We start from the raw sequence: 21,269 nt of genomic DNA on the forward strand, positions 1-21,269 counted from the left end.
CGGACGGGCCGCCGAACTACGATCGAAGAACCGTCCGTCGTTCCGAGGAGTACCCCGTGCCTGCAGCCGCCGATGCGCTCACCCATGCCGAAGACCTCGCCGCGTTCGTCGCCGCGTCCCCCTCGAGCTTTCACGCCGCCGAGCACGTCGCCACACGGCTGACGGATGCCGGTTTCACGCTGCTGCGCGAGGACGAGCCGTGGCCCGCCGCTCCCGGCGGACGTTTCGCGGTGGTGCGCGACGGGGCCGTGATCGCCTGGGTCGTGCCCGAGAGCGCGACCGCGCAGACGCCGGTGCGGGTGTTCGGCGCGCACAGCGACTCGCCCGGCTTCAAGCTCAAGCCGCAGTCCACCACCGGGAGACTCGGTTGGCTGCAGGCCGGCGTGGAGATCTACGGCGGCCCGCTGCTGAACTCGTGGCTCGACCGCGAGCTGCGTCTGGCCGGCCGGCTCGTGCTCGACGACGGCAGCTCGGTGCTCACCGCAACCGGGCCGCTGCTGCGGCTGCCCCAGCTGGCGATCCACCTCGACCGCGAGGCGAACGACCACCTCGCCCTCGACAAGCAGACCCAGACCCAGCCGGTGTGGGGCCTGGGCGAAGCGGACTCCGCCGATCTGCTCGGTGAGCTGGCGCGCGAGGCCGGAGTGGATGCCGCGCGCATCCGCGGCTACGACGTCGTCACCGCCGACGCCGCCCGCGGCTCGGTCTTCGGGCTCGACGACGTGTTCTTCGCTTCCGGGCGCCTCGACGATCTGGCATCCGTGCACGCCGGCGTCGTCGCGCTGGAACGGGCCGCCGACGGGTTCGATGCCGACCACATCGCGATGCTCGCCGTGTTCGACCACGAAGAGGTGGGGTCGGGCACCCGGTCGGGGGCGGCCGGACCGTTCCTCTCGGACGTGCTCGAGCGCGTGTGGCTCGGCCTCGGTGCCGACCGCGCGCAGCAGTTGCGCGCCCTCGCCGCCAGCTGGTGCGTGTCGAGCGACGTGGGCCACGCGGTGCATCCGAACTACCCGCACAAGCACGACCCCGTGGTGCAGCCGAAGCTCGGCAGCGGGCCGATCCTCAAGATCAACGCCAACCAGCGCTATGCGACCGATGCCGTGGGCGCGGCGGCCTGGAACGGCTGGTGCGACGCGGCCGGTGTGGCGTCGCAGGAGTTCGTGTCGAACAACTCGGTGCCCTGCGGGTCGACGATCGGGCCCATCACGGCGACCCGGCTGGGCATGCGCACCGTCGATGTCGGCATTCCGATCCTGTCGATGCATTCGGCCCGCGAGCTCGCCGGCGTCAGCGACCTCTGGGACCTGCAGCGCGTGGCCGAGGTCTTCTTCCGCGGCTGAGGGCCGGGCTCGCGCGCGCCCCGGCTCAGGCCGGAGGCGGTTCGGTGAGAGCGGCCGCGTACGCGCGTACCGACCGGTTGTAGGTCGGGAGGGTGGGCTCGAGCGCCTCGATCGCGACCCGCAGCGCCTCGTCGACGCGTCCCGCACTGTGCAGCGCGAGCGCGAGGAACACCGCCGGTGCGGCGCCGACGGCGGTGTGCGCGGGCGCGGTCTCGAGCAGCGCGATGGCCTCGTCGACGCGGCCGAGGTTGCGCAGCGTCGACGCGTGCTGGATCACCAGCCGAGCAGCACGTGCGGCGTCGATGCCGGCGAGCCCCGCCCCCGTCGCGGCGGCGTAGTGCTCATCCGCCTCGGCTTCGTGCCCCGCAGAATCCATCGTCCCGCCCACCTCGAACGCGGCGAGGGCCGGGTGGGGTGCGGCATCCGCCAACGTACGCATGCGCTCGATGCGTTCGTCGTCGCCCATGTCAGGGTCGCCCCACACGCCCGCAACCTGTCGCTCCCACTCGTCGGCAGTCATCCGGCCAGCGTATTGCGGGGCGGAGGTGTCAAGCGTCGGCGGTCACCCGCCACGCGAGGCCGGGGTAGTCGATCACCATGCCGTAGTGGTCGACCGTGATGTCGGAGGTGAACTCGCGGTCGCCGCTCTCGTACCGCACCAGTCGCTCCCCGCCCGGGCTGTGCGAGCTGTAGATCTGCTCCTGGCGGGTGACCTGCAGCGACGGCACGTCGACCCAGGCGATCGGAAGCTGGGTCTCATCGCGGTCTGCCCGGTGCAGGTTGAGCCGGCGGATCGGCATGAGGTTGGTCACCGGGCACAGGCCGAGGTCGCAGTCGACGGCGCCGGTGAGGTCGACGTCGGCACCGATACCCGGCTTTGCGAGGTCGATGCTGCCGGTCTGCGCGACGGTGGAACGCCAGTCGCCTCCCCTGCCTCGGCGCAGGTCGAGGGAGCGCGACCAGCCCTTGCCGAGCGAGCGAACCCGCAGGTGGTCGGTCAGCCAGCCGTCTCCGACGTCGAGGGTCCATGAGAGGGTGTACCGCCTCGTCACCGAGGAGCCGTGCGCGCGCATGCCGGAGTCGCGGAATCGCACATAGGCGGTGTCGACGCGCGACGGGTCGTTCTCGCCGCGCCACTGATATCGCTCACTGTCCACTTTTCGTGTCTACCTTGCCGCTCACGCCGCGGCAACGGGGTTGCGTGGGATTCCGGCGACGCGCCGATCTCCGGGCCACGCGGCGCTCTGCGCTCTGCGCTCTGCGCGCGCCGCTGCCGTCGACATCCGGGCCGGAGCCGTTCGTTGCCCGATACGCGCCCCGAACCGGGGTGCCCGGCGGTGCGTTGCCCGTTTCGCGCCCCGAACCGGGGTGTGGGGCGGTGTGTTGCCCGATACGCGCCCCGAACCGGGCGGGTGGCGGTCAGAGGGTGCGTGGCGCGGGCGCGGGGGCCGTCGCCTGGAGGCGACGTTCGCGCATCGCGAGGAACAGCGGGAACGTGAACGCGAACGCCGTGACGGCCGACAGCACGATGTACAGCCACGCGTGCCGCATCCCGAGTCGACGCGCCTCGGTGACGATGAGCACGCATCCGGCGACGGCGACGACGAGCAGGTCCACGCCGATCGACCCCACCGCGGGCCCGCCGCCGAAGATGTCGCCGAGGTAGTCGCGGCCGGCGACGACCGACCAGGCGTTCATGATGAAGGTGACCACGAGGCCCACGAGCGCGAGCACGAGGTAGGCGAGGGCGAGGGGTGTCCAGCGTGGCATCCGTGGGGTCGTCATGGCGGCATTGTCCTCCCTGGGAAGCACGTGTGCGAGCCAGCCGGACCCTGTTGTGCAGACCGTGAACGATATATCGTCAAGTATCGGTGAGACTCGCCGACGACGAAGGGGGACCATCATGAGCGGTTCATACGGCACGGGCGGTTTCGGACAGAGCGGACGCGGTGGCTTCGGGGGAGGCCCGGGCGGATTCGGCGGGGGATCCCACGGATTCGGCATCGGCGATCTCGGACAGGGCATGTGGGATGCCGTCGACCAGCTGCGTCGCACGTTCGAGCAGCGCCCCAGTGGCACGAGCCGCATGGGACGCGGCGATGTGCGCATCGCCGTGCTCAGCCTGCTGGCGGAGCGGCCGATGCACGGATACCAGATCATCCAGGAGATCGAGGAGCGCAGCGGCGGCTCGTGGAAGCCCAGCGCCGGCAGTGTCTACCCGACTCTGCAGCTGCTGGCCGACGAAGGCCTCATCACCGCTGAGGAAGCCAACGGTCGCAAGACGTACGCCCTCACCGAAGCAGGACGCGCCGAGGCGGACTCCGTCGCCGGCAAGTCCGCGCCGTGGGAGGGCCAGTCCAAGGAGAACGCGCGCATGACGGCGCTGCCGAAGGCCGGCATGGAGCTGGCTCAGGCCGCAGCGCAGGTGGGCCGGTCGGGCAATCCCGAGCAGGTCGCGGAAGCGGTCGAGGTGCTCAACGAGGCGCGTCGCCGGATGTACGCGCTTCTCGCGCAGAGCTGATCGGCGTGGCGGCGGAGCGTCGGGACGCGCGCACGGACGGTCCCGCTGACGGTGCCATTCGTGCGCGCTACCGGCGCATCCTGAGGTTCGCGGCGCGCGCGCTCGTGCAGTCGTGGTGGTTCGAGCTCTTCCTGCCCCGGTTCGGTCTCGCCCGCTTCGTCGCGCGGGGGCGCGCCGCGCGCATGACCCGCATCGCCCAGCGCTTCCACGTGCTCGCGGTCGATCTCGGCGGGCTCATGATCAAGGTCGGGCAGTTCATGTCGTCGCGCCTGGACGTACTGCCGCCCGAGATCACGAAGGAGCTCGAAGGGCTGCAGGATGAGGTGCCGCCGGTGCCGTTCCCCGCTATCCGTGCGGCGGCCGAAGCCGAACTCGGGATGCCGCTGGACCGTGCATTCGCGGCGTTCGACGAGGTGCCGATCGCTGCGGCATCCCTCGGGCAAGCGCATCGCGCGCGGCTCGCGGCGCTCGACGTTGAACTCACCGGCCTCGAAGACGTCGTGGTGAAGGTGCAGCGTCCCGGCATCCAGCAGATCGTCGACGTCGACCTGCTGGCGCTGCGGCGCGTGGCTCGGTGGCTGAGCCGCGTTCGAATCGTGGCGCGCCGCGTGGACATGCCCGCACTCGTGGAGGAGTTCGCGGTCACGAGCATGGCCGAGATCGACTACCTGCTCGAAGCCGGCAACGCGGAACGATTCGCAGCGAATACCGCGGGCGACCCGCGCATCACCGTTCCTGAAGTGGTGTGGGAGCGCACCACGCGTCGGGTGCTGACCCTTGCCGACGTCACCGCCATCAAGGTCAACGACGTCGACGCGCTGCGCGCCGCCGGCATCGACCCGACCGAGGTGGCGCACACGTTCGCCTCGGCGATGTTCCAGCAACTGTTCGGCGACGGGTTCTTCCACGCCGACCCCCACCCGGGGAACATCTTCATCACCCCACGCGGTGCGGGCGCCTCGGCGGATGCCACGGGGTCGCAACCGTGGCAGTTGACGTTCATCGACTTCGGGATGATGGGCGAGGTGACCCCGACCCTTCGCCGCGGGCTGCGCAAACTCGTGGTCGCCGTGGCGTCGCGCGACGGCAAGGGACTCGTCGACAGCATCCGTGATGTCGGGGCACTGTTGCCGTCGGCGGACACCCGCGAGCTGGAACGGGCGATGACCCAGCTGTTCGGGCGGTTCGGCGGGATGGGCCTGGCGGAACTGCAGCAGGTGGACCCGGCGGAGTTCCGCGACTTCGCGAGAGAGTTCGGTGACGTCGTGCGGGAGATGCCGTTCCAGCTGCCGGAGAACTTCCTGCTGATCATCCGGTCGATGTCGCTGGTGTCGGGGGTGTGCAGCTCGCTGCAGCCCGACTTCAACATGTGGGAGGCGATCGAGCCATACGCCGGGCAGTTGATGCGGGATGAGCGCGGCAATCTGTTGCAGGACGTGGCACGGCAGGCGGTGTGGACCGCGTCGGTCGCGGCTGCGCTGCCGCGGCGGATCGACGAAGTGATAGACCGCATCGACGAGGGGCGCATCGCGGTGGAGACGCCGCGCCTCGATCGACGCCTCGCCCGGCTGGAACGTGCGGCCCGGCGCATCGTGTCGGCCATTCTGTTCGGTGCGCTGCTGGTGGCCGGGGCGATCGTGCGGCCGGCGGACGAAGTGTTCGGCACAGTGCTGATGGTGATGTCGGTCGTGCCGCTCGCGCACGCGCTGTTCGCGGGTGTGGTGGGTTCGCGCGGGCCGTCATAGCCTGATCGGTCCCGTGGCCGACGGTCAGTTCGCGATGGGCTTCTGGCGGGGCATGAACCATTCCACGAACTTCTTCGCCCGGCCGTCGGGGGCGAAGTGCACCTCCCACAGGTTCACATAGGAGGTGTCGCCCGGGTAGTCGACCGACCCGCTGATGATGCCGAGCTGGTCGTTCTCGATCAGCACCGAGAGGTTGTGGCGCGGATCCGCGCCCTCGGATTCGGGCCAGACATCGAGGATCGCATCGATGCCGCGTGCCGGTTCCGCGTCGTCGGGGCGGAACCAGTACTCGGCATCCTCGGTGAAGAGGGCGCGGACGTCGTCGGGGTGTTCGGACTTCCAGGCTGCGGTGTACCCGTCGAGCCAGGTGCGTGTTCTGCTCATGCGTCCGGTTTACCCGGGGCATGGACACCGGGCAATAGCATCCGGTGTCGCCCGGCGACGCGTCGGTCCCGTCGTGTCCGAGACGGCCACGGGGCGACCCCGCGCGGGTCGCTCGGCGGTGGATCAGAAGGGTGCGGCGTCGAGCTCGGGTTCGGTCGCGAAGGCGACTTCGGTGACGGGGCGGTCGATGTATTTGCGCCCGGTGGGCGAGGTCCACTCCAGGATGCCGCCAGGCAGCTGCACCACTCGCCAGGCTGAGTTGTGTTTGCCGGTGTGATGTCGCTCACAGAGGTGGGCGAGATTTCTTCGGTCGGTCGCTCCGCCCTCGGCGTACGCGATGGTGTGGTCGATGTCGCAGAGGCGTGCCGGCACGCGGCAGCCCGGGAACCGGCAGTGCTGATCGCGTGCCCGGAGGTAGCGGCGCATCTCCTCGCTGGGCCGGTAGCGGTCCACTTCGAGGACGCTGCCGGTGATGGGGTGAGTGAGGATGCGGTCCCATCCCGGTGCCTCGGCGGCGAGCATACGGGCGGTGGTGGCGTCGATCGGGCCGTAGCCGGCGAGCATGGCCGCGTCGAACGGGTCGGTCACCGCATCGCTGATGAGGCTGAGCACCGGAACGGTGACCTGGACATTCGCGCGGATGGCCCGCAGGCCACCGTCGGGGACGGAGACCGACGACGGCTCGCCGGTGAGCAGCAGATCGCTGAGCACGTCTGCGCGAAGCTCATCGAGCTTGCGGGTGTCGGGAGCTGCGTCGGTGGCGAACAGCGCGTCGTCGGCGCCCTCATCGCGCGTCGCCTGCACGAGGCGGGCGAACTGCGACATCCGGTCGAACGCGCCGTGCGCGAGCACGGCGGGCAGGATCGCCGCCAGCTCGGCCATGCCGTCATCGAGGTCGTTGACGAACACACGCCGGCCGAGGCGCGCATGCTGATGGCGCTCGTCGAATGTGGTCTCGGCATACCACTCGGCGCGGCGGCGGGCGATGGGCGCCAGGCGTGAGGCGGCCTCGCTCTCGGCGTAGGGGAGTACGGAGTCCTCGTACTCCGTGCGCAATTCGGCGCGGTCGATGAGGGCGCCGTTGGCGACGATGATGCGCGCGTGCGCGATCGAGATGCGCCCGGCTTCGAGGGAGGCGAAGGTGGCGGGGTACTCGTTGACGAGGGTGGCGGCGTCGCCGATCTGCCGCTGCACGGTGCGATCACTCACGCGCCACGCGGCGGCGATCTCAGAGGCGGCGATGCGGTGGGGCATCTCAGCTTCGGAGCGGCGCTGCAGCCCGGCATCTGTCACCCAGTCGTCGATGATCCCGCTCGTCTGCGCGAGCAGCCGCGCCTCGTGCGCCTGGAGTCGCGCCATCTGTTCGCGCACGCCGATGAGGTCGGGAAGCACCTCGCCGAGCCGGCCGACGGCGCGCGCGGCGGCTTCGTCGGCGGGGAGGTATCGGCTGTCGTGCATAGGTCCATTGTCCCGCACCCCTCCGACATTGATTCGATGCTTTGCGCGAACTGTGGATAACTGATGCGAATATTTGCGCTAAGAGCGGCAGGCGTCAGTATCCGAAGGCGCTCAGCAGGAGGGGAAGCAAGGCGGCGATGCCGAACGGAGCCATGGAGATCGCGACAAGCCCGCCCATTGACCACGCGCGCCGCCGCCGACGTGCGCTCATGAATTCCTCGCGGAGCTCGGCGAACGCACCCAGATCCGCGCTCGGAATGGGCGGATGGCCCCAGGTGGCGGGCGTGACGGCCCGGTCGAACAGCTCAGCGACCTGCGCCGGAGCGAGCCCCTGCGGGCGGCCGCGCAGCCACGAAGCGAGGCGCGGCGACAGGAGGACGACGACTCGCTCTGGGCGCTCATGGACGGTGAACTTGCCGACGCCCACCAGCGCGACGATCGGTGTGACATCGACCGGCGTTTCCGCCCCGCGGGACAGTAGCTTCGCGGCGCGGGTCGCCTCGTGCTCGGCGTTGCGCAGATGGTCCGTGCGCCTGCCGTTGACCGTCAGGTTCCGGCTCGCGAGCCAGACCTTTCCACCCTGGTGGTGCTTCGAATTGATCGTGAAGACTCCTGCGGGCCCGATGAGGAGATGGTCTAGATCACTGCCCCGAGTCCCCACGGGGAGGGCATGGATGGCGTGCCATTCCGGGCCGAGCTGGTCGATGATGCGAGCGACCTCGATCTCGCCGAGGGCTCCCGAGAACCATGACCGAGCCTCCGCGCTCAACGGCGAGACGCCGAAGAAGCGTTGAATGGCAGAACGCTTCGGTGCGGTGGCCTGCATGCTCAAGGTCTGGGCGATGACGGCTGACCCGGGTGCGCGCAGGCGCAGGATGTCTGGATCGCCCGCGGTCTGGGGCGAGGAGGCGAGCAGCTCGGGTTCCGCAGGAAGCTCGACGACAATCGCTGAATCCGTGGGTGCGGCCATCTGCGGATCGAGGGATGCCGGTGTACCCGCGGGCACGCACGAGACGCATCGCACGCGGCGGTGCTCGCGGTCGTAGATCGCCTCGCTTCGTGCCGCCAGCGGGGCGGCGCACAGGTGGCACGTGCCGGCGTATCGCAGCCGCATGCGTCGCTCGTCGTCGGCGCTGGGTCGGTCGTCCATGAGTCCCCCGGGTCGTGACGAGCGGCGTCACACGCGGTCGCGATCGGAGGCTCCTCACTCGGCATTCAAGCAGGGATTCCCTCGGGGAGTCGACTTGTGCTCCCGCGTCTCGGTGCGCCGGGGGGCGGCAGAACGGCGCGTCATGCGCCAGCGCCCGCCCCTGCCTACGCCTCCCCGGTCGCCCGCGCGCGCCGGGCGAGCACCGCGCGGACGCCCAGCCCGACGCCGGCGGCGACCACCACGCCGAGGATCGGGCGCAGCGCGAGTTCCGGGATGAACAGCGCGGCGCGGAAGACGCTGCTGCCGTAGTCGAGCATCTCCAGCGGCTGGCCGAGGATCAGGCGGAACCCGAGCGCGTTGGTGAGGCCCGTGATGAGGGCAGGCGCGATCCAGACGATGGCCACGGTGGCCACGGCGGCGATGATGCGGCCCACCGAGCGCAACCCCGCCCACGCGATCGCGACGCCCGCGAGAACGGGCGTGATCCACGGCACGATCCAGAGCAGCAGCGGTTCCCCGGCGACGGGGGAAGCGAACGGGCGGAGGAGAGACGACAGCCAGGGACTCGCTGCGACAGCACCGATCGCCAACCCGGTGAGCGCCCCGCCGCGCGGAGCGCGTGCGATGAGCGCGGCGACCGCGACCCCGATCGCCACGGTCGCGAGCGAGCCGGCGCTGAGGGCGGCGACGTAGAGGTCCGCCTCGATGCGGTCTTGCAAGGTGGCGGCCACGGTGGTCGCGGTCTGCACGACGGCGGCGACCTGCGGCACGACCAGCCCGGCGAGCAGCAGGGGAGTGGCCCGCGGCGTGCGGCCGACCCCGAGAGCGCGACCGGCGATTCCCGCGACGGCCGCACCGACGACGAGCAGCGCGAAGATCCACACCACGTCGTACTGGCTGAACGGCAGCAGCACGATCGGGAGATCGGTCGGCGCGAACGCCGAGAGGTTCTGCACCGGCATCCGCGCGCCGGTGATGAGCCAGGGCAGCAACCCGAACACGGCGGATGCCACGCCCACGCCGAGGTGAACCCAGGGCGATCGTGCGCGGGTCTCCTCGGTGCGACCGACGTGTACGGGTGCGGTGGGAAGGACGGGCTCGGCGTTCATGTTTCCCCCTCTGCCGCGCGCGGCACCGACCGGCGCCGCAAGCCTAGGGGGAAGGGCCCGCCACGCCGCGGATGCGACGCGCCGGACCCGGCGATCGACTCAGTACCAGCCGACGGACTGCGAGTGGCCCCACGCGCTGCACGGCGTGCCGTAGCGGCCGGAGATGTAGCCGAAGCCCCATGCGATCTGAGTGGCGGCGTTGGTCTGCCAGTCGGCGCCGGCCGAGGCCATCTTGCTGCCGGGCAGTGCCTGCGGAATGCCGTAGGCGCCGCTCGAGCTGTTGTACGCCTGGTAGTTCCAGCCGGATTCCTTGTTCCACAGCGACACGAGGCATCCGAACTGGTCGTCGCCCCAGCCATAGCCGGCGAGCATCGAACGTGCGGTCGCCTGCGCATCGGCCGGACTGCTGCCGCCCACGGCTCCGCCGCTGGCGTACACGGGGTTCGAGGGGGCGGCGCTGGACGATCCCGACGTGGCCTGGGCGGCCTCCGCTGCCTCGGCGGCTGCGGCCGCCTCTGCGGCGACGCGGGCCGCTTCGGCGGCGGCAGCCTCGGCGGCGGCCTTGACGGCGACCGCGGCGTCGAGCTTTCCACGCAGGCCCGCGGCCTGCTCGGTGACCGAGGATGCTTCGGTGGTCACCGCGTCGGCGATCTCGGTGACATCGGCGAAGGGGAGTGCCTGCACGCGCTCCAGCTGCTGCACCGACGACTCGAGGTCAGCCGTGTCGACCGTCGTCACGGGCGTGCCGATGTCGAGACCGGACGCCGCGATGTCGGCGGTCACCGCTGCGGCTGCGGCCAGGGCGGCTGCCGCCGCATCGCGCGCTTCGTCGGCGGCCGAGGCGATGCTCCTCGTAGATGCCGTCTCGACCGCACCGGCGTGCAGCGGCGTGGTCGACGAGGCGAGCACGAACGAGGGCGTGGCCCCGGAGGCCTGTGCCGTCGAGGTCGAGGCGCCGGTGATTCCGACGCAGGCCACAAGGCCCACGGTCAGAGTGGCCACGACCAGCATCGGGCGGCGCTTGATGCGGCGTTCGGTGCGGCGGGTGGTGCGACGATCGGGCAGAGACGTGGAGGCAGAAAGCAAAAGAGAACCGGTTCCGTATGTCGATGGCACGCCGGTCAGCGGCGCTGGAATCCGCTTCGGGGCGGACACAAGTGCCCCACTCTGGTTGCTGTTTCTGGACGGTTCCGGTGCGTTACCTGAACGTCACCTGGCAACCGTCGCCGGAAAAAGGCCAGATCGCGGGCTCCCTGCGCCCCTCGAGAAGGGCTCTGCGTCGCCTCGCCGCAACCCGACTCCGCACCTCTAGACGAACCGCACCCAGTTGGCTCCGGCGCCCGTGTCGGCGCGCTGCAGCAGCTCGAGCCGGTCGCCCGACACGGCGTACAGCGACACCGTCGTCGACCGCTCGCCGGCGGCGACAAGGTAGGCGCCGTCAGGGCTCACGGCGAATCCGCGCGGCTGCGGTTCGGTCACCGTGAAGCGCTCCGGTGCCGACACCGACCCGTCTTCGGCGACGGAGACGGCACCCAGCGTGCTCTCGGTGCGCTCCGACGCCCACAGCCGTCGACCGCCGTCGGAGAAGTGCAGGTCCGCACCCCAGATGTAGTGGTGTGCCCGGGGGTCGGCTCCGAATTCGCTGTGACCCAGATTCTTGGTCGTGTCGAAGGCGGTCGTGGTATCCGTCAGCGTGAGCACGCCCGACTCGGTGTCCCGGGTGAAGTGCAGCACCTCGCCTGAGAACTCGGTCAGCACGTACACGGCATCCTGCGCGTCATTGAAGACGAGGTGACGCGGTCCGCTGCCGGCGGGCGCGGCGACGGTCTCGGGGTCGAGCGGCACGAGGGTCAGATCGTCGGCGAGGGAGTACTGCGCCACGAGGTCTGCGCCCAGCGAGACGAAGTACGCGAACCGGCCGTCGTCGCTCGGGAGCACGGAGTGCAGGTTGGGGAAGTCGACGCGCGACACCGGCTCGCCCACGACGCCCTCGACGATCGGCCAGCTCAGGCCGAGCCCACCGCTGTACGAGGCTCCGAGCAGGCCGGTTCCCTCCCGTGCGAGGGCGAGGTAGTTCATGCTGCCCGGCACATCGCGGCGTGACTGCGGCGTGAGCCGGCCGGTCGCGCGGTCGAGCGCGAGGGTGAGGATGCCGGCGGGGTCTGCCTCGCTCTCGCCCTTGACCGCGGCATAGACGAGGTCGCGGGCGGCGTCGACGGCGAACGTCGAGCAGCCCTTCAGCCCATCGGTGACGGCGAGGCGCTCCAGCTCGCCGTCGGCGAGACGGAAGGTGCTGAGGGAGCCGTCACCGGCGTTGGCGACGAGGACGAGGCGCGAGTCGGTCATGCCTCGATCGTACGGGCGGGCCCGCCGCCGATGCCGCCGGTTGACACCGTGCGGGAGGTGCGCACAACCGCCGCTCCGCCGTCACCGGCCGCCGTCGAGGCGATGCCCCTGCACGGCCTCGTAGGTGCGGCGCAGCAGGTCGCCGGCGCGGTCCATCTCGCGTTGCAGCAAGCGCACCACGACGAAGTCGACGATCGCCATCTGCGCGAGGCGGCTCGACATCGCACCGGTGCGGTAGCGCGACTCGCGCGCGCTGGTGACCAGCAGATGGTCGGCGACATCGGCGATGGGTGAGTCGGGGTAGTTCGTGATCGCCACCGTGGTCGCCCCGCGCTCGCGTGCCACCGCGAGCACCTGGTTGGCCTCGAGCGTCTGACCGGTGTGGGTGACGGCGATGGCGACCCCGCCGGGCCCCGTCAGAGCGAAGGACGTCAGGGCGAGGTGGGCATCGGACCAGCAGAAGGTCGGCACCCCGACGCGATGCAGCTTCAGCTGCAGGTCCTGTGCGGTCAGTCCGCTCGATCCGGCGCCGAAGACGTCGAGGCGGGTGGCGCCGCGTATCGCGTCGACCACGGCATCGAGCGCGTCGAGATCGACGCTGCGTGCGGTCTCCTCGATCGCCCGCGCCTCCTGATAGGCCACCTTCGTCACGACATCGAGCGCCGAGTCGCTCGCGTCGATCTCGGCATCGTCCACCCGGAACAGCTCGCGCGCCGCCTGCTCGCGACTGTCGGCCGCGGCGATCGCCATGCGGAAATCCTTGTATCCGTCGAACCCGACCGCGCGGCAGAAGCGTGCCACCGACGAGGGCGACGTGTCGGCGAGGTCGGCCAGGCGCGTGATGGACGATTCCACGACGATCGACGGGCGCTCGAGCACCACCTCCGCGATGCGTCGCTCGGCCTTGGACAGCGACGGCATGCGCTGGCGCAGCGAGACGAAGACGTCGGACATCACTGGTCTCCCCCTGCGGCCGCGGCGTCGGTGACTCGGCGACGCATCGCGGTGATCGCGTCGGGCGGGGTGCGCAGCGGATGCACCCGGTTGGTGAGGAATACTACCGATCGCCGACCACCCGGTTGGGTGGCCACGGCGGTGCCGGTGTAGCCGGTGTGGCTGACGGCGCGGCGTCCAAGCCCCCGCGTCCACGATTCGCCGATGCGCGGCCCGAGCGCCTGGGCGTAGCCGTCGGCCGCGACGGCGACGGGCGACGTCATCGCGCGCACGACGGATGCCGGTAGTGCGCTCAGCTCAGGCGGCACTCGCAGTGCCTCGGCGAGGCGCAGCAGGTCGCGCGCCGTGCCGAACAGTCCCGCGTTGCCCGCGACCCCGCCGAGAGCCCAGGCTGTCTCGTCATGCACCTCGCCGTGCACCATGCCGCGCGGCGGGTCGGTCTGCAACTCGGTCGCCGCGATGCGCGGCCGCAGGCTCCGCGGCGGGGTGAAGTCGGTGTCGGTCATGCCGAGCGGGGTGAGGACATGGCGTCTCGCGAGCACGTCGAGGCTCGCCTCGCCCAGCGCCTCGGCGGCCAGCCCCGCCCAGATGTACCCGACGCACGAGTAGCGGTGCCCGGTGCCCGATGCGTCGACGGGTCGTGCCCCGGCGCGGAAGCGCGCGGCGCAGGGATCGGGGGAGCGGTCGTGCCACTCCGCGGCGAAGCCGGCGGTGTGGCTGAGCAACTGGGCGACGGTGATGCCCTGCAGCGCCGGGATGTCGAATTCGGGCAGGATGCCGACGACCGGCACCGCGGCGTCGGCGCCGCGCTCGTCGAGGAGGGCGAGCAGGGTCGCCGCGGTCACGAGCTTGGTGAGCGAGGCGAGGTCGAAGCGCGTCGTGGTATCGGTCGGCGGCCCCGGCTCAGCGGTCGGAACGCCCGGGGCGTCCCAGGTGCGGGTGGCGCCGACCGCGTGCTCGGCGACGATGTCGCCGTCCACCGCGATGGCCACCACGGCGGCGGGGAAGACGCCCTCGCGCCTCCCGTCTTCGAGCACCCGTTCGACGTCGGTCATGGTTCGCACGTGAAAAAAATAATCGACATCCTTTGAACTCGCGACAGTTTTGACCATACTGGGCTTCGACCCACCCCGATGACGTGAAGGATGCGCCGGCCGATGCCCACGCCACCCCTGGCCCCCACCGAGCTGCGGCTCGCGGCCTCGACCGACCTCGATGCGCTGGCGAGCGTCGACGTGCTACGGCTGCTCAACGAGCAGGACCGCGTGGCGGTGGATGCCGTCGCCGCCATCCTGCCGCAGCTGGCCGAGGTCGTCGACCTCGCCGCCGAGCGCTTCCGCCGCGGCGGCACCGTGCACTACTTCGGCGCCGGGACGTCGGGGCGCCTGGGCGTGCTGGATGCCGCGGAGCTGCTGCCCACCTTCAACCTGGAGCCGGGGCGCGTGATCGGCCACATCGCGGGCGGCCGGGCGGCGCTGGTGAACGCCGTCGAGGATGCCGAGGACTCCGAGGCCGACGGTCGTGCCGAGGCGGCGGGCGTGGGCCCCGATGACCTCGTGATCGGGCTGGCCGCGAGCGGGAACACCCCCTACGTCGGCGGCGCGCTCGCCGCCGCGCGCGAGGCGGGCGCCTACACGGTGCTGGTCTCGAGCAACCCGCACGCGGCGCTCGCACCGCTGGCCGACGCGAACCTCGTCGTCGACACCGGCCCCGAGGTGCTGACCGGCTCCACGCGGTTGAAGGCGGCGACGGCGGAGAAGCTCGTGCTCAACGGCTTCTCCACGGCGCTCATGGTCGCCGTCGGCCGCACCTGGTCGAACCTCATGGTGTCGCTGGTGGCCACCAACGCCAAGCTGCGGCTGCGCACGGTGCGCATCCTCCGCGAGGCCACCGGCCTCGACGACGACGAGGCGCGGGCGCTGCTCGCCGCCAGCGACGGCGAACTCAAGCCCGCGATCGTCGCCTCCCTCGCGGGCGTGGGCCCCGAGCGCGCCCGGGCACTGCTCGACGCCCATGACGGCTCCGTACGCGCGGCGCTCGCCGCGGCATCCACCGACTCCTCCCTCCGCACCCACAACCCCGCGCAGTCCCGCACCCCCTAAGGAGAAACCGATGCGCAGACGCATCCTCACCACCACCGCGCTCGTCGCCGGTTCCGTGCTCGCCCTCAGCGCCTGTGCGCCCAGCGCGTCCAGCGGTGACGCCGAAACCGAGTCGGGCGGAGACGTCGCCCTGACCGTCTGGTCGTGGCGCACCGAAGACGTCGAGGCCTACAACTCCATCTTCGACGTGTTCGAGGAAGAGCACCCGGGCATCACCGTCGAGTTCGAGGCGTTCCAGAACACCGAGTACAACCAGATCCTCACCACCGGCCTCGCCGGCAGCGACGGTCCCGACGTGCCCATGGTGCGCGCCTACGGTCAGCTGCAGCCCAACATCGAGGCCGGGCAGCTCGAGCCGATCGACGGCGAGGTGGACGGGCTCGACGAGATCGCCGAGAGCGTGCTGGCGGGTGCCAAGGGCAAGGCCGACGGTAAGACGTACGCCGTGCCGCTGGCGACCCAGACGCTGCAGATGTTCTACAACAAGGCGATCTTCGAGGAGCAGGGGCTCGAGGTGCCGACCACGTGGGACGAGTTCATCGCGGTGAACGAAGCCCTCGCATCTGCGGGGATCACCCCGATGGCGCTCGGCGCCAAGGACGACTGGATCCTCCCGATCTTCGCCGACATCGTGGGCAGCACCCGCTACGGCGGGGCGGAGTTCGAGCAGAAGGTGCTCGCCGGTGAGACCGACTTCACCGACCCCGACTACGTCGCGTCGCTGGAGATCATCACCGAGCTGCAGCCCTACCTCACTCCCGACGTCGTGGGCGTGGGCTACACCGACAGCCAGATCCAGTTCACCTCGGGTCAGGCCGCGCAGTTCCCCGGCGGCTCGTTCGAGATCGCCACGTTCCGCAACCAGGCTCCCGATCTCGAGTTCGGCTCCTACCAGGTGCCGCTGCCCGAGGGTGCCGTGCTGGATGCCCCCGTGTCGCCGGCCTACGCCGACGGCAACTTCGCCGTCAACGCCAAGTCGGAGAACAAAGAAGCGGCCTTCGAGCTGCTGAACTGGCTCGCGACCCCCGAGTTCGGCCAGCTGGTGGCCGATGAGCTGAACCAGTTCTCGGCGATCCCCGGAGTGACCTACTCCGACGAGGTCATGCAGGAGGCGTGGGACAACTACGAGCAGGGCCAGGCGCCCTACCTGCTGCTGGTGGACTTCCGCTACGGCGAGCCCCTCGGCACCGCCGTGCTCGGCACCGAGATCCAGCGCATGTTCCTCGGTGAGACGGATGCCGCGGGCGCTGCTGCCACGCTGCAGACCGGCATCTCGCAGTGGTTCACGCCCGGCCAGTGACCCGCGTGCTGCAGCTGACCCTCTGAAGAAGGAGCAACGAAGACCATGTCCGTCATCGCCGTGCCGAAGGTGCGCAGCAAACGCGTCACCACCGGCGTGACCCTGTCGAGGCGAACGGGCATGGTCTTCGTCCTCCCGGCCCTCATCCTGTTCGCGGTGTTCATCGCCTACCCGCTGTTCACCGCGCTCAGCTACTCGTTCTTCGCGTGGACCGGCATCGTGCGCGGCGACTTCGTCTGGTTCGACAACTACGTGACGCTGTTCACGAAGCTGCCGTACAGCACTGACATCCCCAACGCCTTCCTCCACAACATCCTGCTGTTCGTGGGGGCGATGGTCTTCCAGAACACCATCGGGCTGGGGCTGGCGACGCTGCTGCACCGCATCGGGCGGTTCAAGCAGTTCTTCCAGACGATGTACACGCTGCCCTACCTCGTGTCGCCGCTGGTGATCGGCTACCTGTGGTCGTTGATGCTGTCGCCGCTGTTCGGCCCGGTCAACGCCGTGCTCCGGGCCGTCGGGCTCGACGAGCTCGCCCAGCCGTGGCTCGGCAATCCGCAGACGGCGATCTGGGTGGTCGTCATCGTCACCGCCTGGCAGTGGATCGGGTTCCCGGTGCTGCTCTACGGCGCGGCGCTCGGCGGCATCCCGGCGGAACTCGACGAAGCGGCGTCCCTCGACGGCGCGAGCGCGTGGCAGCGGTTCCGCTCGGTGACCCTGCCGCTCATGGTGCCGGCGATCGGCACGGTGAGCGTGCTCACCTTCATCGGCGCGATGGAGGCGTTCCCGATCCCGTACGCGCTCGGCGGCTCGCAGGGCAACCCCGCGGGTGCCACCGACGTGCTGAGCCTGCTGTTCTACCGCACCGCGTTCGAATCGGGCGCCTCCAACGCGATCGGCACGAGCTCGGCCATCGCCACGCTGCTGTTCGCCTTCATCTTCGGCGTCGCCGTGCTGTTCACGGTGATGCTGCGCCGCGCAGAACGGAACCTCACCTGATGACCGCGACGCTCACTCCCACCGCGGGTTCGCGCCGATCGGCATCCAGCCCGCCCGACGCGCACCGTGGTCGCCGGCAGCGCCCCACCGCCGGTGGCTTCGCGGCCAACACCTTTCTGTGGCTGTACGCCGCGATCTCTATCGCGCCGCTGCTGCTGATGGTCTCCAACTCGCTGCGGACGACCCAGGACATGGCCCAGCACCCCCTCGGACTGCCGCTGCCGCCGGACTTCACGAGCTACCAGAAGGCATGGGTCACCGCCTCGTTCGAGACCTACTTCTTCAACTCGATCTTCGTCACCGTGGCCTCGGTCGTGCTGTCCACGGCGGTGTCGCTGCTGGCGGCCTACGCGTTCGCGCGCACCCGGTCGAAGATGTTCACATCGCTGGAGGGGCTGTTCCTCTCCGGCCTCATGCTGCCGGTCTACCTCGCGATCCTGCCGCTGTTCTTCCTGCTCGATTCGCTCGGCATGATCTCGAACCTCTGGAGCCTCATCCTGGTGTACGCCGCGCTCGGCATCCCGTTCTCCACCTTCGTGCTCGCTGCCTTCTTCCGTCAGCTGCCGATCGAGCTCGACGAGGCGGCCCGGCTCGACGGCGCCGGCCCGTTCCAGACGTTCTGGCGTGTGCACCTGCCGCTGGTCAAGCCCGCCATCGCGACGGTCATCGTCTTCCGGTTCGTGCCGGTGTGGAACGACTTCTTCTACCCGCTCATCCTCATCCGCGACCGTGACTCCTACACGCTCCCGGTGGGCATCACCCGCTTCTTCGGCGAGTACCAGACCGACTGGGCGACACTGTTCGCCGGACTCACGTTGGCGACGATCCCGCTCGTGGTGCTGTTCCTCATCGCCACGAAGCAGATCGTGTCGGGCCTGACCGCGGGCATGAGCAAGTGACCCGGCTGCTCGGCATCGACATCGGCGGCTCGGGGAGTCGGGTCGCTCTCACCGGCGACGGCGCCGGGCGCGCCGAGTTCGCGGGGGAGCGCATCGGGATCACCGCCGCGGGAAGCACCGTGCCCGACGCCGTCATCGCGCTCGTGCGCCGGGCACTGGCCGAGTGGCCCGCCGCGGCAGGCGACCTCACCGGCGTCGGGGTGGGGGCGACGGGACTGGCGACCCTCGTCGAGCGGCCGGACGACCTCGTCGCCGACGTGGCTGCGGCGGTCGCCGAGGCGACCGGACGCCCCGCGCGAGTCGCGATCGCGATCGACGCGGTCACGGCGCACCTCGGCGCCCTCGGCGGCGACAGCGGCGCGATCATCGCGCTCGGCACCGGCGCCATCGCGTTCGGCACCGACGGGCGCGACATCTGGCGCCGCGTCGACGGGTGGGGACACCTCCTCGGCGACCGGGGTGCGGGGGCGTGGATCGGCATGCAGGGGCTCAACGAGGCCATGCGGGCATATGACGACGTGGATGCTGCCGGCACGGTGCTGCTCGATGCCGCGCGGCAGCGCTTCGGCGACCCACTCACCTGGCCCGGCCAGCTGTACACCCGCGCGGACCGTGCGGGCGTGCTGGCCTCGTTCGCCACCGACGTCGTGGCCGCCGCCGCCGACGGCGACTCCGCCGCGACCGCGATCGTCGCCGAGGCGGGCAGAGAGGCCGCTCGCAGTGCGGCGGCCGCGCTGCACCCGGCGCTGCCGCCGGTCATCGCGACCACCGGCGGTGTGTTCCGCGCCGGCGGTGCGCTCACCGCGGCGTTCGAACAGACGCTCACCGCCCTGCGCCCCGACGCCGTCCTGCAGGCGTCGGCCGGCGATCCGCTCGACGGCGCGCTGATCCTGGCCGAACGCGCGGCGACCGGGGCGATCGCCACCCACGCGCCCTACGTGTGGGTGGCGCGCTGATCCTGTCGGCGCGCTGTGGCGGGCACAGCCGGGCTGTCGGCGATGCGGCGTAGCCTGAGAGCATGCCCGCCACCCTCGCCCCGCAGTCCGCGCGGAAGCAGCTGGCGGCGCTGGCCGCATCGGCGGTGGCCGGCGGCGGCGGGTTCGCCTCGCTCATCGAGCTGCCCGCGCCGGCCGACTCGCGCCCGGCGGCCGTGCTCATCCTCTTCGGCGTCCTCGACGAACGTCTCAGCGCCCACGACGCGCAGGATGCCGCGGTCTCGCGCGACCTCGACGTGCTGCTGCTCGCCCGCGCCGCGACCCTGCGCTCGCACCCGGGCCAGGTCGCGTTCCCGGGTGGCCGGGTCGACGACGGCGACGGCGGCGCGGTCGGCGCGGCGCTGCGGGAAGCGCAGGAGGAGACCGGGTTGGAACCGTCGGGGGTCGAGGTGCTGGGCGAGCTCGAGACCATTCCGCTGGCTCACTCCCGGCATCTGGTGACCCCCGTGCTCGGGTGGTGGCGGCATCCCTCGGCCGTCCACGTCGTCGACGAGGCCGAGTCGGCCGACGTGTTCCGTGCGCCTGTGGCCGACCTGCTCGACCCCGCCAACCGCGGCGTCACGGTGCTGCGCCGCGGCGGTCAGGAGTTCCGCACCCCCGCGTTCCACGTGCGCCACGCCACCGGCGTGCACCTGGTGTGGGGATTCACGGCGATGGTGCTCGACGCGCTGTTCGACCGACTCGGGTGGACCGAGCCGTGGGATGCCACGGTCGAGCTGCCCCTTGACCCGCCCGTGGGCTGAGCGTCAGTTGCGGTCGTCGGTCGGACGTCGCGTGATCAGCGGTTCGATGTCGAGCGTGAGGTCGATGACCTGGCGCAGCAACCCGCCGAGGGTGGTCGAGCGCAGCAGGGTGAAGTGGTCGAGCTCACCCAGCGGCGCGATCGCGGCGAGCTGCCACGACGACTCGACAGGGTCCGGTGACAGTTCGATCGCGGCATCCCACTGCACCCGCTCGTCCTCTCCGGCGAGGGCGAGCACCCGCCGCACGATGCGTTCGGCCTCGTCGCGCAGGGGAGTGAGGGCGTCGGACCACTCCAGCGGTGCGACGGGGGAGACCTCGGCCCTCGGGTAGGGGTCGTCCGGCAGCCAGCGGTCGACACTGAAGCGGTCGGCGCCCACGGCGATCACCTGCAGATCCGTCGCCGTGGCCGCGACGCGCACAAGCCGTGCCATGGTGCCGACGCTGCTGCGCTGGTCACCGCCACCCGCTTCGGGACCGCGTTCGATGAGCACCACGCCGAACTGCGGCTCCTCCTCGTCGAGCAGCCGGCCGATCATCGTGAGGTAGCGCGGCTCGAACACCCGCAGCGGCAGCGGGGTGTAGGGCAGCAGCACGGAGCCCAGCGGGAACATCGGCACGCCGGTCATGGCGACAGTCAACCACCCGCGCGCGCCACGCAACCCCTCGCGGCGCATCTCACCGCATTTGTACAGTGAGCACATGGCCCTCCCTCACCCCGATCCCGTCGCAGCCGGCCAGGAGTCGGTCTGGGACTACCCGCGCCCGCCGCGCATCGAACAGGTCGACACCCCGGTCACGATCGACTTCGGCCGCCTGCGCATCGTCGACACGACCGACGTCGTGCGGGTGCTGGAGACGAGCCACCCGCCGGTGTATTACCTGCCCATCGCGGCGTTCGCCCCGGGCACCCTGGTCGCCGCCGACGGCAGTTCATTCTGCGAGTTCAAGGGTGCCGCACGCTATTTCGACGTGCGCGTCGGCGACGCGGTCGCCGAGCGCGCGGCGTGGAACTACCCGCATCCCTCGCCGGGATACGAACTGCTCACCGACCGGGTCGCGGTGTACGCCGCGCCGATGGACCGCTGCACCGTCGCGGGCGAGACCGTCACCCCGCAGCCCGGCCTCTTCTACGGCGGCTGGGTCACCTCGTGGGTGCGCGGTCCCTTCAAGGGCGGCCCGGGGTCTATGGGCTGGTGACGCGGATGCCGCGGCGGCCGCTC

Annotated in this window: 22 protein-coding genes; 10 read left to right on the forward strand and 12 right to left on the reverse strand. The window is 70.9% G+C overall.

Annotated features, from left to right (window positions below):
* Positions 1-56: 56 nt before the first annotated feature.
* On the forward strand, positions 57-1,343 hold the full coding sequence (locus H9651_RS01170) for a M18 family aminopeptidase (RefSeq protein ID WP_191717271.1): 1,287 nt from the start codon (positions 57-59) through the stop codon (positions 1,341-1,343).
* Between the two features lie 25 nt (positions 1,344-1,368).
* Here the strand turns inward: H9651_RS01170 and H9651_RS01175 are convergent, their stop codons facing one another.
* The 3 genes from H9651_RS01175 to H9651_RS01185 form a co-directional block, all read right to left on the reverse strand.
* The gene (locus H9651_RS01175; protein WP_191717272.1) at positions 1,369-1,863 is read right to left on the reverse strand and encodes a tetratricopeptide repeat protein; all 495 of its coding nucleotides are present in this window, start codon (positions 1,861-1,863) and stop codon (positions 1,369-1,371) included.
* 28 nt (positions 1,864-1,891) lie between these two features.
* Positions 1,892-2,500, reverse strand: a complete 609-nt coding sequence (locus tag H9651_RS01180; RefSeq protein WP_191717273.1) for a putative glycolipid-binding domain-containing protein — start codon at positions 2,498-2,500, stop codon at positions 1,892-1,894.
* A 262-nt stretch (positions 2,501-2,762) separates the two neighbouring features.
* Positions 2,763-3,128: a DUF2834 domain-containing protein gene (locus H9651_RS01185; protein WP_225216210.1), complete on the reverse strand. Its 366-nt coding sequence runs from the start codon at positions 3,126-3,128 to the stop codon at positions 2,763-2,765.
* A 118-nt stretch (positions 3,129-3,246) separates the two neighbouring features.
* Between H9651_RS01185 and H9651_RS01190 the strand changes: the two genes are divergently transcribed.
* On the forward strand, positions 3,247-3,864 hold the full coding sequence (locus tag H9651_RS01190) for a PadR family transcriptional regulator (protein WP_191717274.1): 618 nt from the start codon (positions 3,247-3,249) through the stop codon (positions 3,862-3,864).
* 5 nt (positions 3,865-3,869) lie between these two features.
* The gene (locus tag H9651_RS01195) at positions 3,870-5,609 is read left to right on the forward strand and encodes an ABC1 kinase family protein (protein ID WP_191717275.1); all 1,740 of its coding nucleotides are present in this window, start codon (positions 3,870-3,872) and stop codon (positions 5,607-5,609) included.
* Positions 5,610-5,633: 24 nt separating this feature from the next.
* Here the strand turns inward: H9651_RS01195 and H9651_RS01200 are convergent, their stop codons facing one another.
* From H9651_RS01200 to H9651_RS01235, 8 genes are all read right to left on the reverse strand, one after another.
* Positions 5,634-5,993: a nuclear transport factor 2 family protein gene (locus H9651_RS01200; RefSeq protein ID WP_191717276.1), complete on the reverse strand. Its 360-nt coding sequence runs from the start codon at positions 5,991-5,993 to the stop codon at positions 5,634-5,636.
* 123 nt (positions 5,994-6,116) lie between these two features.
* Positions 6,117-7,451, reverse strand: a complete 1,335-nt coding sequence (locus tag H9651_RS01205; RefSeq protein ID WP_191717277.1) for an HNH endonuclease signature motif containing protein — start codon at positions 7,449-7,451, stop codon at positions 6,117-6,119.
* 94 nt (positions 7,452-7,545) lie between these two features.
* A complete protein-coding gene (locus H9651_RS01210; protein WP_191717278.1) occupies positions 7,546-8,601 on the reverse strand; it encodes a nuclease-related domain-containing protein in 1,056 nt (351 codons plus the stop codon).
* Positions 8,602-8,765: 164 nt separating this feature from the next.
* Positions 8,766-9,710: a hypothetical protein gene (locus H9651_RS01215; RefSeq protein WP_191717279.1), complete on the reverse strand. Its 945-nt coding sequence runs from the start codon at positions 9,708-9,710 to the stop codon at positions 8,766-8,768.
* A gap of 99 nt (positions 9,711-9,809) precedes the next feature.
* Positions 9,810-10,796 (reverse strand): aggregation-promoting factor C-terminal-like domain-containing protein, encoded by a 987-nt coding sequence (locus tag H9651_RS01220; protein WP_191717280.1) that lies wholly within the window; start codon positions 10,794-10,796, stop codon positions 9,810-9,812.
* Between the two features lie 222 nt (positions 10,797-11,018).
* Complete coding sequence (locus tag H9651_RS01225) at positions 11,019-12,056, reverse strand: lactonase family protein (RefSeq protein ID WP_191717281.1); 1,038 nt, start codon at positions 12,054-12,056, stop codon at positions 11,019-11,021.
* Positions 12,057-12,137: 81 nt separating this feature from the next.
* Positions 12,138-13,010: a MurR/RpiR family transcriptional regulator gene (locus H9651_RS01230; RefSeq protein ID WP_191717282.1), complete on the reverse strand. Its 873-nt coding sequence runs from the start codon at positions 13,008-13,010 to the stop codon at positions 12,138-12,140.
* Positions 13,010-14,065 (reverse strand): serine hydrolase domain-containing protein, encoded by a 1,056-nt coding sequence (locus tag H9651_RS01235; protein WP_191717283.1) that lies wholly within the window; start codon positions 14,063-14,065, stop codon positions 13,010-13,012. The genes H9651_RS01230 and H9651_RS01235 overlap by 1 nt, the downstream gene beginning before the upstream one ends.
* Before the next feature lie 102 nt (positions 14,066-14,167).
* On the opposite strand from H9651_RS01235, the gene H9651_RS01240 reads away from it, so the two are divergent.
* The 6 genes from H9651_RS01240 to H9651_RS01265 all read left to right on the forward strand — a co-directional run bounded on the left by H9651_RS01240 (position 14,168) and on the right by H9651_RS01265 (position 20,048).
* Positions 14,168-15,112 carry an N-acetylmuramic acid 6-phosphate etherase gene (locus H9651_RS01240; RefSeq protein ID WP_191717284.1) on the forward strand — a complete coding sequence of 315 codons (945 nt, stop codon included), beginning with the start codon at positions 14,168-14,170 and terminating at the stop codon, positions 15,110-15,112.
* Positions 15,113-15,122: 10 nt separating this feature from the next.
* Positions 15,123-16,412 carry an ABC transporter substrate-binding protein gene (locus H9651_RS01245; protein ID WP_191717285.1) on the forward strand — a complete coding sequence of 430 codons (1,290 nt, stop codon included), beginning with the start codon at positions 15,123-15,125 and terminating at the stop codon, positions 16,410-16,412.
* A 45-nt stretch (positions 16,413-16,457) separates the two neighbouring features.
* Positions 16,458-17,411, forward strand: a complete 954-nt coding sequence (locus H9651_RS01250; RefSeq protein ID WP_191717286.1) for a carbohydrate ABC transporter permease — start codon at positions 16,458-16,460, stop codon at positions 17,409-17,411.
* Positions 17,411-18,310 (forward strand): carbohydrate ABC transporter permease, encoded by a 900-nt coding sequence (locus H9651_RS01255; protein WP_191717287.1) that lies wholly within the window; start codon positions 17,411-17,413, stop codon positions 18,308-18,310. Before H9651_RS01250 ends, H9651_RS01255 begins: the two co-directional genes overlap by 1 nt.
* Complete coding sequence (locus tag H9651_RS01260) at positions 18,307-19,266, forward strand: BadF/BadG/BcrA/BcrD ATPase family protein (RefSeq protein WP_318244709.1); 960 nt, start codon at positions 18,307-18,309, stop codon at positions 19,264-19,266. Before H9651_RS01255 ends, H9651_RS01260 begins: the two co-directional genes overlap by 4 nt.
* A gap of 62 nt (positions 19,267-19,328) precedes the next feature.
* Positions 19,329-20,048 carry an NUDIX hydrolase gene (locus H9651_RS01265; protein ID WP_191717288.1) on the forward strand — a complete coding sequence of 240 codons (720 nt, stop codon included), beginning with the start codon at positions 19,329-19,331 and terminating at the stop codon, positions 20,046-20,048.
* Between the two features lie 3 nt (positions 20,049-20,051).
* Here H9651_RS01265 and H9651_RS01270 read toward each other — a convergent pair whose 3' ends face one another.
* On the reverse strand, positions 20,052-20,675 hold the full coding sequence (locus tag H9651_RS01270) for an LON peptidase substrate-binding domain-containing protein (RefSeq protein WP_191717289.1): 624 nt from the start codon (positions 20,673-20,675) through the stop codon (positions 20,052-20,054).
* Positions 20,676-20,748: 73 nt separating this feature from the next.
* Here H9651_RS01270 and H9651_RS01275 point away from each other — a divergent pair, with 73 nt between their 5' ends.
* The gene (locus H9651_RS01275; protein ID WP_191717290.1) at positions 20,749-21,246 is read left to right on the forward strand and encodes a DUF427 domain-containing protein; all 498 of its coding nucleotides are present in this window, start codon (positions 20,749-20,751) and stop codon (positions 21,244-21,246) included.
* Positions 21,247-21,269 lie beyond the last annotated feature (23 nt).

The sequence above is a fragment of the Microbacterium pullorum genome (assembly GCF_014836535.1).
In the GTDB taxonomy this organism is placed as follows: Bacteria; Actinomycetota; Actinomycetes; order Actinomycetales; family Microbacteriaceae; genus Microbacterium; species Microbacterium pullorum.